A 14,655-nucleotide genomic window follows, 5' to 3' on the forward strand; every position below is an offset into this window, starting at 1 on the left:
CTAGACACGCTCTATTTTGGCACCAATAGCACGCAATCGTTCGTCAATATTTTCATATCCACGATCAATCTGTTCAATATTATGAATAGTTGAAGTCCCTTTTGCAGACAAAGCCGCAATTAATAACGAAACACCTGCTCTAATATCAGGAGAAGTCATGGTAGTAGCCTTTAATGTAGATTTAAAATCGTGACCAATAATAGTAGCTCTATGCGGATCACAAAGAATAATTTTCGCGCCCATATCAATTAACTTATCTACAAAAAACAATCTACTTTCAAACATTTTTTGATGCACAACAGCACTTCCTCTTGCTTGAGTTAAAACCGTTAAAATAATACTTAACAAATCTGGAGTAAACCCAGGCCATGGGGCATCTGCAATGGTTAAAATAGAACCATCAATATAATTTTGTACTTCATAACCATCAGTATGCGCAGGTATATGAATATCATCACCTTGACGCTCAACAGTAATACCTATTTTTCTAAAGACTGTAGGAATAACACCTAAATCATCCCAACTCACGTTAGTAATAGTTAATTCACTTTTAGTCATAGCAGCCAAACCTATCCAGCTTCCAATCTCAATCATATCTGGCAACATCCTGTGGTCTGTACCACCAAGAGCATCAACACCTTCTATAACTAACAAATTTGAACCTACACCAGAAATGTTTGCCCCCATTCGGTTAAGCATTTTACAAAGTTGTTGCAAATAGGGCTCACAAGCTGCATTATAAATTGTGGTTGTCCCTTCGGCTAAAACTGCAGCCATAACAATGTTTGCGGTTCCTGTAACAGATGCTTCATCTAAAAGCATGTACGCACCTTTTAATCTATCTGCTTCAACACCATAAAATAAATCTTCTTTGTTGTAGCGAAATTTTGCTCCTAAATTTATAAAACCTTCAAAATGCGTATCTAAACGGCGACGACCAATTTTATCTCCTCCAGGTTTAGGAATATATCCCTTACCAAAACGAGCCAATAAAGGTCCAACAATCATTATAGAACCTCTTAATCCTTTACCATCTTCTTTAAACGCTTGAGACTCTAAGTATTTTAAATTAACCTCGTCAGCTTTAAAACTATAAGATCCTTTTCCAAGCTTTTCAACTTTAACACCAAGTTTTTTAAGTAAACTTATTAGCTTGTTAACATCAACAATATCAGGGATGTTATTAATTGTAACAAGTTCTGGAGTTAATAAAACAGCACATAAAATTTGTAATGCTTCGTTTTTGGCACCTTGAGGTTGTATTTTTCCTTTTAAACGGTGGCCACCTTCAATCTTAAATGTTCCCATGCTTGACTAGTAGCGTTTTCTTTGGCGATTATTAGAATTCTTTTTGTGGTGTTTCTTATTATTGTTATTTGAGTATTTACTTTTTGTTCGTAATAAACTAGAAGATTCAGACAAATCCTCCTCGCTATCTTTCAAGTTTATTTTACCACCAGAAAGCTCAAATAAATGATCATAAATTACAGCATCTTCAACCGTATCTTTATTCCAATTTAAAAAACATTTTTTCATGTGGTTGGCAATCGTGTAAAGCAATGCTTCTTTCAATTCACCTTCCTCCCAAGTATTAGCAACGTCAATCATCGTTTTAATATTGTTTCCATAAAAACGATATTTTGGGTGATTCTGCGGGTATTCCAATGGGTCAGGACGTTCCTCATAAATTTCCTTAGTTGGTATTTCAAAAGGAGAATCTACATCCAATTCAAAATTAGACATAATAAAAAGCTGATCCCAAAGTTTATGCTGAAAATCAGGAACATCCCTTAAATGCGGCTGCATATTACCCATAACAGCAATAATAGCTTTCGCCACTTTGTTACGTTCCTCTTTTGTTTCAAGTGTTTTAGCATGATTAATCATTTTCTGCATATGGCGTCCATATTCAGGAATAATCAAATGTTCACGCTCTGTGTTGTATTCTAAATTATCTATCAAAATAAATGTGTAGAGTTAATGTTGTTGCACGTAGTTGTTATGCAAGCGCAAAGTACAAAAAAAAACTAAAGACTTATAACGCCTTCAACTTTTTCTGCAACCTCTTTATACTTTTCAATAACAGCATCCGGATTTTTCATTCTCACGTTAATCGAAACGCTGGTATACTTACCGTTTTTAGACTCTTTAGTATCAATCACAGCCCCTAAATGATTAAAAATAGATGCAATACTCTTAATCTTTTCCTTATCAGAAATCACAATAAATTTATACAAATATTCCGTAGGCCAAAGCGCCGTATCTTGCAACTGTGTCTTTAATTTCTTGTAAAATTCTTCAGAATTTGGAGGTGTGCTCATAACATAAAAATAAAGTGCAAATATACGGCACCAAAACACATTTTAAAACATAATACATATTATTATTTGGGCGCTACCCAAAAGGGTCGGGCTTTCCGTTACAAGTCCTCGCTTATGCACTAAGGTGCAAAAGCTGTGGGCTATCCACTACAATCCCTAGCGCGGGTTACTTAGCAAAAGTCAGTACTTCAACGATTAGCCATTAGCAAAAAAAAATAATAAAAAGTCAACACCCAAATCAATTCACAGAATTGAACGTCAAGGCGCAGAATAGATTTGAAAAGCTCCGAAAACAGGAGAACAAAGTTCGACGCGGAGTTTTCAAATCGGTTTTCTTCTGTTTTTACAGAAGAAAAATTCCTCGGCTTGACCGTGATTTTTTGGTTTTGTATTTACTTTAAAATGTCTACCAGACATTTCAAACTAAATAGTGCATCAAGGCAAAATGAACAAACTAAAAACTATTTATTTATTATAAAATACACAAACAGCACCACCAAAACCATTACACACTTGCAATAGTTACCATTCCGCTTTTTTTTCAACATATAAATCCCGATTTTTACAGCAAATATTACAATATTGAGTACAAAAAAAATAGTAATAACTGGAGGTCCAGGAACTGGAAAATCTACATTAATTAATAACCTTATAAAAAAAGGACACACCTGTCTTGAAGAAATTTCACGTCAAGTCACCCTCGATGCTCAAAAACAAGGTATAGACCAACTATTTTTAACCAACCCATTACTATTTAGCGAAATGCTATTAAAAGGTAGACAAAAACAATACATAGAAGCCGATATCTATAAAAATCAAACCGTTTTTTTCGATAGAGGCATTCCAGATGTTTTAGCATACATGGATTATATAGGAGACAAATATCCAGACGCATTTGTAGAAACCTGCAAAAATGCACCCTACAATTTAGTATTCATTTTAAAGCCATGGGAAGCCATTTACAGAAGTGATAACGAGCGTTACGAAAGTTTCGATCAAGCCCTAAAAATTCACGAGCATCTAGTAAATACTTACCAAAAGTTTAATTACACGTTAATAGATGTCCCATTTGATACGGTAGAAAACCGAACAAACTTCATCTTAAAAACAGTAAACTTATAAAATGGAACACCCAATAAACATATTAGAGCGTTATTGGAAGTTTACAAGTTTCAGGCCAGAGCAAGAAGCCATTATAAATACGGTTATCGAGGGCGAAGATACTTTTGTTCTGCTCCCAACAGGTGGTGGAAAATCGCTCTGTTTTCAAATCCCAGCTTTAGCAAAAAAAGGCATTTGTATTGTGGTATCGCCGCTTATTGCACTTATGAAAGATCAAGTGCAAGCCTTAAATAACAAAGGTATTAAAGCCATGTCTATTACAAGCGGTATAAGCTATAGCCAATTAGATACACTTTTAGACAATTGTATATACGGAAATTATAAGTTTTTATACCTCTCGCCAGAGCGCTTACAACAAGAACTCGTTCAAGATAGGATTAGGCAAATGCACGTTAACCTTATTGCAGTAGACGAAGCACATTGCATTTCACAATGGGGAAGCGACTTTAGGCCAGCATACAAAAACATAGCCATATTAAGGCAACTGCAACCCAGTGTAAATATGGTAGCCTTAACCGCATCAGCAAAACCAAACGTAGTAAAAGACATTGTAAAAGAACTCGATTTTATAAACCCAAAAATCTTTAAACAATCGTTTTTAAGACCCAATTTAGCATACATGGTGTTTCATGAAAACGATAAATACTATCGTCTTGAAAAAATCCTAAAAAAGAATCCCGAATCGTCCATTATTTATGTTAGAAATAGACGATTAACCTTAGAACTAAGTGCATTTTTAAATTCTAAAAACATAACGGCAACACACTACCATGGCGGACTCTCAAACATTGAGAAAGACACCAACATGTCGGGGTGGTTAAACAACCAAAAGCAAGTTATGGTTGCTACAAATGCTTTTGGTATGGGTATTGATAAACCAGATGTAAAAACGGTTATACATTTAAACCTCCCTGAAAGCATTGAAAGTTATTTTCAAGAAGCTGGTAGAGTTGGAAGAAATGGAGAAAAAGCGTTTGCCATAATTTTAAAAAACGATAGTGATAAAGCATTAGTAAAAAATCAATTTTTAAGCGTTTTACCAGATGTAGATTTGGTAAAACAAGTGTATAGAAAACTCTGTAGTTATTTTCAAATTTCTTATGGAGAAGGTGAATATCAAACCTTCGATTTTGATTTTAACACCTTTTGCAAAACCTACAATTTCAGTTCTATTTTATGCTATAATGCCATTTTATTGCTAGACAGAAATAGTATTATAAGCTTATCTAAACAATTTAAAAACAAGGTTACTGTACAATTTATAACATCAAACAATACACTTTTTAGCTATCTAGAAACACATAATAACCTTAGTATTACTGTTAAATCCATTTTGCGCTTATATGGTGGTGTTTTTGATCATGTTACCAAAATAGATGTATCTAAAATATCCGAAAAAGCATCTGTACCAGAACATACTATAATTGAAACACTTCAAAAACTAGAAAGCGATAAAATTATAGATTTAAGCTTAGCAAAAACCGATGCACAAATTACGTTTATAGAACCACGAGAAGATGATAAAACGATTAACAGAATAGCATCAATTATAGAACAGCAAAACAAATTAAAGCAAAGCCAAGTAAAAGCGATGCTTGACTATGTTGAAAACGATTCGGTTTGTAAAAGCATGCAACTCCTCGCCTATTTTGGAGAAAAAAAATTAGAGCCTTGTGGTGTGTGTTCTGTTTGTATAAACAAACAAAAGAAAAAGAAGCCACAGGATTTAAAAAGTATAAAAAAGGATATTATTCAATTATTAGAAAACGGAGAGCAATCTTCCAGAGCTATAATAGCGCATTTAAATTGTGAAGAAAAGGATATGAAAACCGTTTTAAAGCTATTATTAGAACATCAAATCATTACAATAACACCAACTAACACCTATAAATTAAGTCATTTATGAATTATAACATGACTTGACTTTGTAAAAAATTTCAGCTACCTTCGTTTAACGTCGGATATAAGTCATTAAAACGACGCATATCCGTAAAAACGTTAAACGAACCTTTCCAAAAATTAAAAAAATCCAAATAAAAAACAGAAGTTTGCAGATATACCCGCGTTAGGGATAGTAGAGGAAAGCCCACAGCTTTTGCGCCCTAGCGCAGAAGCGAGGACTTGTAACGGATAGCCCGACCCCTTTTCGGGGTAACGCCCAAAAATTTATAATAAAAAAGAAATGAAAAAATTAAGAATTGTTTTTATGGGTACGCCAGATTTTGCGGTGGCTACTTTAAAAACTCTGGTAGAACATAACTATAATATTGTAGGTGTAATTACGGCACCTGACAAACCTGCTGGACGTGGTAGGAAACTTAACGAAAGTGCAGTTAAAAAATATGCAAAATCTAAAGACTTAACCGTTTTACAGCCTACCAATTTAAAAAACGAAGATTTTCTTGAAGAATTAAAAGCGTTACGTGCAAACCTGCAAATAGTAGTTGCCTTTAGAATGCTACCAAAAGTTGTATGGCAAATGCCTGAATTTGGGACGTTTAATTTACATGCATCTTTATTACCAAGTTACCGTGGAGCTGCACCAATAAATTGGGCTATTATTAATGGTGAGACAAAAACTGGGGTTTCTACTTTCTTTATTGATGAGAAAATTGATACAGGGGATATGATTCTTCAAGAGGTTATTGATATAGAACCTGATGAAAATGCAGGAAGCCTGCATGATAAACTCATGGACATTGGAAGCCAGCTTGTTTTAAAGACCGTTAAATCTATTAAGGAGGGTAATGTTAAAACAATTCCGCAAACTGAAACTAAAGATATTAAAACGGCTTATAAGCTTAATAGAGATAATTGTAAAGTTGATTGGCATGCCCCTATTGATACTATTTATAATCATATCCGTGGGCTTTCTCCCTATCCAGCTGCTTGGTGTACGTTAATTAATGCTGATGATGAATTAGATATTAAATTATATAAAGTAGAACAGGAATTGGATAAACATTCATTAGCTATTGGAACCATAATAGCTTCGAAAAAAGAGTTAAAGGTTGCTGTAACAAAAGGTTACATTATTATAAAGGAAATTAAGCTACCTGGTAAGCGTGCTATGGATGTAAAATCGCTTTTAAATGGATATACTTTTGATAAAAATGCTAAAATGCTGTAAACCCTTATTACCATTGATTTCATAAAAATATCGACGAAAAGCCCTTCCTTTATTAACAAATGCCTTAAGTTATCAACAAAAGCATGTTTTTCCCTTACTGTTACTTGCGTGGTTGCATAATCCGTATAAATTTGTAAAGGATTTAACAAAAATGTTTAACCGATTTATTAATAATTAAATTTTATATTATGAACAAAACAGATTTAATCGACGCAATGGCAGAACACGCAGGAATTACTAAAGCTGCTGCAAAAAAAGCTTTAGAGTGTGCAATCATTGAAATTGAAGGAGCTTTACAAAAAGGTAACAGAGTTTCTTTAGTAGGATTCGGATCTTGGTCAGTTTCTAAAAGAGCTGCAAGAGAAGGAAGAAACCCTCAAACAGGTGCTACTATCAAAATCAAAGCTAAAAACGTAGTAAAGTTTAAAGCTGGTTCTGATTTATCAAGTGCAGTAAACTAATTCGTTAGTTCTTATACAATATTAAAAGCTTCCTAAAAGGAGGCTTTTTTTATTTCTATAACTTTAAGAGTTGCATTTTAAATAAATAAATATTAGATTTAGTTATTATTTGCTTAAAACATGGTGACTACCAAACCCAAAAAAGGAGATTTATTAATTGCTGAACCTGCAATCATTGGAGATGTATCTTTCAATCGTTCTATAGTTTTGCTCGCTGACCATTCTGATGAGGGTTCTATTGGTTTTATTCTTAATAAACCGCTTGAGTATAACATAAATGATTTAATTCCTGAGGTTGATGCAACCTTTAAAGTATATAACGGTGGCCCTGTGGAGCAAGATAATTTATACTTCATTCATAAAATACCGCATCTTATTCCGAATAGTATTGAAATTTCTTTAGGGATTTATTGGGGAGGTGATTTTAGTAAAGTTGCAGAACTCATAAAAGATAATACTATCAAAGAAAACGATATTAAATTTTTCTTAGGTTATTCTGGCTGGGACTCAAGTCAATTGGAAAGTGAATTAAAAGCAAGTTCTTGGGTTGTTACTGAAAACATTTACAAAAAGAATATCATTGAAAAAGATTATGAGACTTTTTGGAAAGAAAAAATGTTAGAGTTTGGTGGAGAATATAGTATTTGGTCTAATGCTCCTGAGAATCCTAGTTATAATTAACCTAGTCTTATTTTTACATTCAATTTTTGCAGTAATAACTTAGAAAGTTCATTTGCAAAAACCTTTTTTCTATACTTAGTAACTGGTTGTATTCCAACAATAACATTGGTAATAAACATTTCATCTGCTTTTTGAATTTCAAAAGGAGATATAGAGTCTTCAACCAACTCGTATTCTGGAATTGCTTTAATGGTATTTAAAAGTTGTGTACGCATTACACCTTTTAAACAACCATCAGCCAAAGGAGCTGTTTTAATAGTATTTCCTTTTACTAAAAACACGTTTCCGTTTAAGGCTTCAACAACATGTTTATTAGTATTTAATAACAAACAATTATTTAAATTATTCTCTTTTGCATAAATACTACCAACAACATTTAAAACTTTGTTGTTGGTTTTTAAAGTTGAAAGCAAACTAGGAGATACATAATAATCCTTGAATAAATCTACTTCATAAAAATCATCATTCAATGAATAAAAATCTTGCGAAATAGATTTTACTGAAATTATGAAGCTAATATTATTAGTTTCAGGAGTATAAAGTCCACCTTCATTTCGATGTACTTGTAATTTAATTCTAGTAGACCTATTAGATAAATTATTAGCTTCTATGGTTTTTCGTATTTCGTCTTCCAAATATTCCATGGTAAAATTCATTGGAATTTCCATGCGCATAATACGCATTGAAGCCATTAATCTAAAGTAATGATCTTCCCAAAAGAGGATTTTACCGTTGACCACTTTTATAGTTTCAAAAAGCCCATCACCATAAGCATATCCTCTATTTTGAATTGACAAAATAGTATTACCCTCTAAAACTTTTCCGTTAAAATTTATCATAAAAAAATCCCGCTAACATTATTTTGAAAGCGGGACAAATATAATTTAAAATATACTATTTTTTATCAGACAGAACCCAATACTTGCTTAAGACTAGAAATTTGATTTGTCCATAACATTTTTGCTTCATCAACCTCATCATCTTCAGCAAAATCTGTTACCATTAACGACACATCTTTTGTAATTTCATCAACTTGAATTCTAATTTCAAAATAACATGATAAATCGTCTTCTTCGTCTTCAAGCCATCTAAACTTTACACGCTCTCCACTCTTTTTATTTAACAATTTTGCTTGCTCTTCGCTATCATCCCAAATAAAAGTAAATAGTTCTCCACGAGAATTTACATTATCTGAAAACCACTCTGATAATCCAGAAGGTGTAGATATGTATTGATACAATAATTGTGGAGAAGCATGAATAGGAAACTCTATTTCAAATTTAATTTTATCGTCCATAAGCGCATTAAATATTTATAATGCTCAATATATACATTAATTGATAAGTTTAGCAATTATTTTTAATAATATTTTGCCCTAGTTATGTTTGTGAACGTTAATTTTGTTTTTATATTTGCAACCTCAAAATGGCGAGGTAGCTCAGTTGGTTAGAGCGTCGGATTCATAACCCGGAGGTCGGGGGATCGTGCCCCCCTCTCGCTACAAGATTTATACAAAAACCCAAGATTAAATCTTGGGTTTTTGTTATTCATGAGCTATCTTAAAAACTAAATCTAAAACCTTATTTAATAAAGGGTTCCTATTAGCCTTATTCCATACTAAGGATAGATTTGTTCTTTGTGAAATACCATCCAATTCTATAAATTTTACACCTTTAATTTTATGTGATGCCAGTGATTTAGGAACAATAGAAATTCCGAAGTTATTTTCTACCAATTTATAAATAGAACTAGCATGTATTGTAAGATGAGACACAAAAGGAGTAAAACCACTATCATGAAATATCTGCATAACATTATCATAATAAGACTTACTATATTCAGGATCAAAAAGAATAAAGGCTTCTTCTTTTAACTGAGAAACATTTTTAAAATTTGATATACTTATCGGATGCTTTTTTGGCAGAACTAAACAAAATGTATCACTCTTAATACTAATTTTTTCGATAGTCTTAGGAACTTCCTCCAATCTAACAAAACCAATATCTATATTAAAATCTAACAATTCCTCAATTTGTTTTTGATTATCCATTTCTTTTAAACTAAAAACGACATCAGGATGTTCTTTTCTATAATTTATGAGTAATTCTGGTATTATTTTTTGAATAGCAGACCCAACGTAGCCTAATTTTATTTGTCCAGTTTTTCCATCATGAAGTAGTTTAGCGTGGTTAATTACATCATCTAACTGCTTCAAATTCCTTGCAAATTCATCTTTTAGATATTTACCCGTTTCTGTTAAAACCACTTTTCTATTATGTCGTTCAAATAGTTTTATGCCCAAATCGTCTTCCATTTGTTTAATCTGCCTGCTTAAACCTGGTTGAGATATATACAAACGTTCTGCGGCTTTTCTAAAATGCAATTCTTCTGCTACAGCAAGAAAATATCTCAAATGTCTAAACTCTAATTGATTACTCATAGTTATCAATGATTAATTAAAATAGTCTTATAAAACATCAAAAATAAAAATAACTTTGTGAAAATCAAGATTAAGACTTCATAAAATGATATTCAAATACGGCATAGACAGACTAACCTTAGATAAAGTAGATAGAATTTTAAATGGAAAAATAGAAACAGAAATAAGCACTGAGGCTAAACAAAAAGTAATTTCCAGTAGAAAAAAAGTAGAAGTTATGGCTACTTCAAATAAGACAATCTATGGCATTAACACTGGTTTTGGGCCTTTATGTGATGTTCAAATTACTACAAAAGAGACTAATAAACTTCAAGAAAACTTATTAATAACACATGCTGTTGGTGTTGGCAAACCTATTGACAAAAATTTATCCAAACTCATGATGATTTGCAAAGTGCATGCATTATGTCAAGGATATTCCGGAATTCGATTAAAAGTTATTGAACGCATTTTATTCTTTATAGAAAACAATCTACTTCCAGTAGTTCCTGAACAGGGATCTGTTGGGGCTTCTGGAGATTTAGCACCTTTATCTCATTTATTTTTACCACTAATTGGTGAGGGTGAATTCTGGATTGACGACCAAATAGTAAAAGCAGAAAAAGTCTTAAAAGATTACGATATAGCACCAATTGAATTAAAAGCTAAAGAAGGATTAGCACTAATTAATGGCACACAATTTATTTTGGCTCATGCAATAAGAGGCTTAAAAAAAATGGAATACCTTTTAGATTTAGCCGATGTTGCTGGAGCTATAAGTATTGAAGGTTACCAAGGAAGCTCAGCGCCATTTAGAGACGAGTTACATAAAATTCGTCCTTTTAAAGGTAATATAGAAGTCGCAGAGCGTATGTTTATGCTACTATATAGATCACAAAATGTAGATTCTCATGAAGATTGTGAACGTGTCCAAGACCCATACTCTATGCGTTGCATTCCACAAGTTCATGGTGCTTCAAGAAATGCATTCTATCACTTAAAAGAGTTAACAGAAATAGAAATGAATTCAGTTACCGATAATCCTATTATTTTAAGTGAAATGGAAGCAATTTCTGGTGGAAACTTTCATGGACAACCTCTAGCCATGGCATTAGATTATGGATCTATAGCTGCCTCAGAATTAGGTAACATTGCAGACCGTAGATGCTTTTTATTACTAGAAGGTAAATTTGGATTACCAAGGTTACTAACAACTGGTGGTGGGCTAAATTCTGGTTTTATGATACCACAGTATACTACAGCAGCCTTAGTTACTGAAAATAAGTCTTTATGCTTTCCTCCATCTGCAGATAGTATCCCTACATCCTTAGGTCAAGAAGATCATGTATCCATGGGGAGTATTTCTGGGCGTAAGTTCAATCAAATTTTAGGAAATTTAGAAAAAATACTAGCTATTGAATTAATGTATGGTGCGCAAGCTTTAGAGTTTAGAAGACCTAACACCTTTTCAGACATCATTGAAGCTAATTTCAAAATTATAAGAGAAAAGGTAGATAAGTTAGAAGATGATCGTCTATTAAAAGACGATATCAATGCCATGATTGATCTAGTAGTTAATCAAACTTTCATTTTAAAGTAATATTAAATATGACGTTTAAAGAAGAAATTTTACAAGGTTTACCAAAAACTCTACCTCAAAAAAAGGCATATCCTTTCGACTCAAATAGAGCTCCAAAAAGAAAAGATGTACTTTCAAAAGAAGAGAAACAATTAGCCATTAGAAATGCATTACGTTATTTCCCAGTAGAATGGCATAAAGAGCTAGCTTTAGAATTTGCAGATGAACTCAAAGAATATGGTCGCATTTATATGTATAGATTTAAACCTAGTTATAAAATATATGCAAGACCAATTTCCGAATATCCTGCAAAGTCTAAACAGGCAGCGTCTATTATATTAATGATCCAAAATAATCTAGATCCTGCTGTTGCTCAACATCCAGAAGAGCTAATTACTTATGGTGGTAATGGTGCTGTATTTCAAAATTGGGCTCAATACCTTTTAACCATGCAATATTTATCAACTATGACAGATGAACAGACTTTGCACATGTATTCTGGTCATCCAATGGGCTTATTTCCTTCTTCAAAAGAAGCTCCAAGAGTTGTAGTTACAAATGGTATGATGATTCCAAATTATTCTAAACCTGATGATTGGGAGAAGTTCAATGCTTTAGGCGTTACTCAATATGGGCAAATGACCGCTGGTTCATATATGTACATAGGTCCTCAAGGTATTGTACACGGTACCACAATTACGGTTATGAATGCTTTTAGAAAAATTTTACCAGAAGAAGAAACATCTGCTGGGAAAATATTTCTAACTTCTGGTTTAGGAGGAATGAGTGGTGCACAACCAAAAGCAGGAAATATAGCTGGTTGTATAACCATTTGTGCAGAAGTAAACCCAAAAGCTGCTATAAAAAGGCATAAACAAGGTTGGGTGGACATCTTAATTGATAATATTGATGACTTATCAAAACGAGCAAAAGAAGCACAAATAAATAAAGAAGTGATTTCTATAGCTTATATCGGAAATGTTATAGAGGTTTGGGAACATTTTTACAATGAAGATATATTTGTACATGTTGGTTCAGATCAAACATCACTTCATATCCCTTGGACTGGAGGTTACTACCCAATTGGGTTTACTTATGAAGAATCAAATAAATTGATAAAAAACAATCCTGAATTATTCAAAAAGGAAGTTGAAAAGTCTTTAAGACGTCATGCAGAAATAATAAATAAACACACACAAAAAGGAACTTATTTTTTTGATTATGGAAATGCTTTTTTATTAGAAGCTTCTAGAGCTGGAGCAGATGTTATGGCTGATAATAATATTGATTTTAAATACCCATCTTATGTTCAAGATATATTAGGCCCCATGTGTTTCGACTATGGATTTGGTCCATTCAGATGGGTATGTACTACTGGCAACCCTGAAGATTTGGAAAAAACAGATCAAATTGCGGCTGAAGTATTGGAACATATCATGCTAGATTCACCTAAAGATATCCAATTACAAATGCAAGATAATATTACTTGGATTAAAAATGCAAACAAGAATAATATGGTTGTTGGTTCTCAAGCACGTATTCTATATGCTGATGCTGAAGGACGATCAAAAATTGCTTTAGCATTCAATAATGCAATTTCAAAAGGAGAGATAGGTCCAATTATTTTAGGTAGAGACCATCATGATGTAAGCGGAACAGATTCTCCTTATAGAGAAACATCAAACATATATGATGGAAGTAAATTTACTGCTGATATGGCTATCCATAATGTTATTGGAGACAGTTTTAGAGGTGCTACATGGGTATCTATTCACAATGGTGGTGGAGTTGGTTGGGGAGAAGTTATAAATGGTGGTTTTGGAATGTTACTAGACGGTACAAAAGATGCAGAAAGAAAACTAAAAAATATGCTGTTTTATGATGTAAACAATGGCATCTCAAGACGCAGTTGGGCGCGTAATGAAGGTTCAATTTTTGCTATTAAACGCGAAATGGAACGTACACCCAATTTGAAGGTTACTTTACCAAATTTAGTAGATAATGACTTATTGGAAAATCTTTTTTAAATAGTCATTCTAATAGTAGAAAATTTAATTAATGTTAATTGTAATAAAAAAGCAAGATTTTTAATCTTGCTTTTTTATTACAATTATTGTCCGTTAAGCATAATTAAAAAAAATATACTTAAAAATAAAACTATATCGTTAAATTCCTAGAGCTTGTCCTCCACCAATTTGAATAGTCTCAGCTGTTATAAACGATGCGTCTTTACTTGCTAAGAAAGAAATAACACCTGCTACATCTTCTGGTTGACCTAATCTACCTAACATAATATTATTTGCCCAAGATGCAAATACTTCTGGCTTAGTTGACTTAATTTGAGCATGAAATGGTGTGTCAATTGTTCCTGGAGAAACTGCATTTACTCTGATACCATATTCAGCTAAATCTTTAGCTAATGCCCTAGTAATAGCATGCACACCTGCTTTTGATGTACCATAGATTCCTGCTCCTGGTCCTCCAGCAGTCCATCCTGCATTTGAAGTATAATTAATTATTGAAGGGTGTTCTCCTTTTTTAAGAAATGGAATAGCTGCTCTAGACGCAAAAAACACAGAATCAAGATTAAGTGCCATTACAAATCTATAAAAGTCAGTTGTCATTTCTTCAAATCGAGATCTGCCACCTAAACCTCCAGCATTATTTACAAGAACGTCAATTCTACCATATTTCTCACCAATTTTAGTGATATTAGAAGTTACAGCTTCATCACTTGTAACATCAAAACCATAGTACTCAGCAGTAATTCCTTCTGCAGCGAGTTGTTTTACTCTTTCAGCTCCAGCTTCATCTTCAATACCGTTTAAAACTACTGTATAGCCATCATGACCTAATCTTTTAGCCACTTCAAAACCAATACCCCCTGTAGCTCCTGTAACTATAGCTATTTTTCCTTTATTATTACTCATCTTTATATTTAT

14 protein-coding genes and 1 tRNA gene are annotated in these 14,655 nt (G+C 32.8%); 8 read left to right on the top strand and 7 right to left on the bottom strand.

Annotated features, from left to right (window positions below; translation table 11 throughout):
• The 3 genes from murA to DIS18_RS12860 form a co-directional block, all read right to left on the bottom strand.
• Positions 1 to 1,308 carry a UDP-N-acetylglucosamine 1-carboxyvinyltransferase gene (murA, locus tag DIS18_RS12850; protein ID WP_109353484.1) on the bottom strand — a complete coding sequence of 436 codons (1,308 nt, stop codon included), beginning with the start codon at positions 1,306 to 1,308 and terminating at the stop codon, positions 1 to 3.
• A gap of 6 nt (positions 1,309 to 1,314) precedes the next feature.
• Positions 1,315 to 1,962 (bottom strand): DUF4290 domain-containing protein, encoded by a 648-nt coding sequence (locus DIS18_RS12855; protein ID WP_109353485.1) that lies wholly within the window; start codon positions 1,960 to 1,962, stop codon positions 1,315 to 1,317.
• 65 nt (positions 1,963 to 2,027) lie between these two features.
• Positions 2,028 to 2,321 carry a DUF493 family protein gene (locus tag DIS18_RS12860; RefSeq protein WP_109353486.1) on the bottom strand — a complete coding sequence of 98 codons (294 nt, stop codon included), beginning with the start codon at positions 2,319 to 2,321 and terminating at the stop codon, positions 2,028 to 2,030.
• Positions 2,322 to 2,903: 582 nt separating this feature from the next.
• Here DIS18_RS12860 and DIS18_RS12865 point away from each other — a divergent pair.
• From DIS18_RS12865 to DIS18_RS12885, 5 genes are all read left to right on the top strand, one after another.
• The gene (locus tag DIS18_RS12865) at positions 2,904 to 3,443 is read left to right on the top strand and encodes an AAA family ATPase (RefSeq protein WP_109353487.1); all 540 of its coding nucleotides are present in this window, start codon (positions 2,904 to 2,906) and stop codon (positions 3,441 to 3,443) included.
• A 1-nt stretch (position 3,444) separates the two neighbouring features.
• Positions 3,445 to 5,349, top strand: a complete 1,905-nt coding sequence (locus tag DIS18_RS12870) for a RecQ family ATP-dependent DNA helicase (protein WP_109353488.1) — start codon at positions 3,445 to 3,447, stop codon at positions 5,347 to 5,349.
• 276 nt (positions 5,350 to 5,625) lie between these two features.
• Complete coding sequence (gene fmt, locus DIS18_RS12875) at positions 5,626 to 6,573, top strand: methionyl-tRNA formyltransferase (protein ID WP_109353489.1); 948 nt, start codon at positions 5,626 to 5,628, stop codon at positions 6,571 to 6,573.
• A gap of 188 nt (positions 6,574 to 6,761) precedes the next feature.
• On the top strand, positions 6,762 to 7,034 hold the full coding sequence (locus DIS18_RS12880; protein ID WP_034040429.1) for an HU family DNA-binding protein: 273 nt from the start codon (positions 6,762 to 6,764) through the stop codon (positions 7,032 to 7,034).
• 120 nt (positions 7,035 to 7,154) lie between these two features.
• On the top strand, positions 7,155 to 7,715 hold the full coding sequence (locus tag DIS18_RS12885) for a YqgE/AlgH family protein (protein WP_109353490.1): 561 nt from the start codon (positions 7,155 to 7,157) through the stop codon (positions 7,713 to 7,715).
• Here DIS18_RS12885 and DIS18_RS12890 read toward each other — a convergent pair.
• Positions 7,712 to 8,554, bottom strand: a complete 843-nt coding sequence (locus tag DIS18_RS12890) for an aminotransferase class IV (RefSeq protein ID WP_109353491.1) — start codon at positions 8,552 to 8,554, stop codon at positions 7,712 to 7,714. The two genes, DIS18_RS12885 and DIS18_RS12890, sit on opposite strands and share 4 nt — an antisense overlap.
• A gap of 65 nt (positions 8,555 to 8,619) precedes the next feature.
• Positions 8,620 to 9,012 carry an START-like domain-containing protein gene (locus tag DIS18_RS12895; protein ID WP_109353492.1) on the bottom strand — a complete coding sequence of 131 codons (393 nt, stop codon included), beginning with the start codon at positions 9,010 to 9,012 and terminating at the stop codon, positions 8,620 to 8,622.
• 130 nt (positions 9,013 to 9,142) lie between these two features.
• Here DIS18_RS12895 and DIS18_RS12900 point away from each other — a divergent pair.
• Positions 9,143 to 9,216: transfer RNA gene (locus DIS18_RS12900), tRNA-Met, on the top strand.
• 42 nt (positions 9,217 to 9,258) lie between these two features.
• Here DIS18_RS12900 and DIS18_RS12905 read toward each other — a convergent pair.
• Positions 9,259 to 10,155: a LysR family transcriptional regulator gene (locus DIS18_RS12905; RefSeq protein ID WP_109353493.1), complete on the bottom strand. Its 897-nt coding sequence runs from the start codon at positions 10,153 to 10,155 to the stop codon at positions 9,259 to 9,261.
• Positions 10,156 to 10,240: 85 nt separating this feature from the next.
• Between DIS18_RS12905 and hutH the strand changes: the two genes are divergently transcribed.
• Complete coding sequence (gene hutH, locus DIS18_RS12910) at positions 10,241 to 11,734, top strand: histidine ammonia-lyase (protein WP_109353494.1); 1,494 nt, start codon at positions 10,241 to 10,243, stop codon at positions 11,732 to 11,734.
• A gap of 8 nt (positions 11,735 to 11,742) precedes the next feature.
• Positions 11,743 to 13,740 (top strand): urocanate hydratase, encoded by a 1,998-nt coding sequence (locus DIS18_RS12915; protein ID WP_109353495.1) that lies wholly within the window; start codon positions 11,743 to 11,745, stop codon positions 13,738 to 13,740.
• A 138-nt stretch (positions 13,741 to 13,878) separates the two neighbouring features.
• Here DIS18_RS12915 and DIS18_RS12920 read toward each other — a convergent pair whose 3' ends face one another.
• Positions 13,879 to 14,643, bottom strand: coding sequence for an SDR family NAD(P)-dependent oxidoreductase (locus tag DIS18_RS12920; protein WP_109353496.1), 765 nt, complete (start codon positions 14,641 to 14,643; stop codon positions 13,879 to 13,881).
• Positions 14,644 to 14,655 lie beyond the last annotated feature (12 nt).

Origin of the sequence: Algibacter marinivivus (assembly GCF_003143755.1) — a bacterium.
GTDB classification, from domain to species: domain Bacteria; phylum Bacteroidota; class Bacteroidia; order Flavobacteriales; family Flavobacteriaceae; genus Algibacter_B; species Algibacter_B marinivivus.

What these genes read in the sequence shown, in the direction of transcription:
- murA (WP_109353484.1), bottom strand. Translation starts at nt 1,308, where the DNA reads ATGGGAACATTTAAGATTGAAGGTGGCCACCGTTTAAAAGGAAAAATA.
- DIS18_RS12860 (WP_109353486.1), bottom strand. Translation starts at nt 2,321, where the DNA reads ATGAGCACACCTCCAAATTCTGAAGAATTTTACAAGAAATTAAAGACA.
- DIS18_RS12870 (WP_109353488.1), top strand. Translation starts at nt 3,445, where the DNA reads ATGGAACACCCAATAAACATATTAGAGCGTTATTGGAAGTTTACAAGT.
- fmt (WP_109353489.1), top strand. Translation starts at nt 5,626, where the DNA reads ATGAAAAAATTAAGAATTGTTTTTATGGGTACGCCAGATTTTGCGGTG.
- DIS18_RS12880 (WP_034040429.1), top strand. Translation starts at nt 6,762, where the DNA reads ATGAACAAAACAGATTTAATCGACGCAATGGCAGAACACGCAGGAATT.
- DIS18_RS12885 (WP_109353490.1), top strand. Translation starts at nt 7,155, where the DNA reads ATGGTGACTACCAAACCCAAAAAAGGAGATTTATTAATTGCTGAACCT.
- DIS18_RS12890 (WP_109353491.1), bottom strand. Translation starts at nt 8,554, where the DNA reads ATGATAAATTTTAACGGAAAAGTTTTAGAGGGTAATACTATTTTGTCA.
- DIS18_RS12895 (WP_109353492.1), bottom strand. Translation starts at nt 9,012, where the DNA reads ATGGACGATAAAATTAAATTTGAAATAGAGTTTCCTATTCATGCTTCT.
- DIS18_RS12905 (WP_109353493.1), bottom strand. Translation starts at nt 10,155, where the DNA reads ATGAGTAATCAATTAGAGTTTAGACATTTGAGATATTTTCTTGCTGTA.
- hutH (WP_109353494.1), top strand. Translation starts at nt 10,241, where the DNA reads ATGATATTCAAATACGGCATAGACAGACTAACCTTAGATAAAGTAGAT.
- DIS18_RS12915 (WP_109353495.1), top strand. Translation starts at nt 11,743, where the DNA reads ATGACGTTTAAAGAAGAAATTTTACAAGGTTTACCAAAAACTCTACCT.
- DIS18_RS12920 (WP_109353496.1), bottom strand. Translation starts at nt 14,643, where the DNA reads ATGAGTAATAATAAAGGAAAAATAGCTATAGTTACAGGAGCTACAGGG.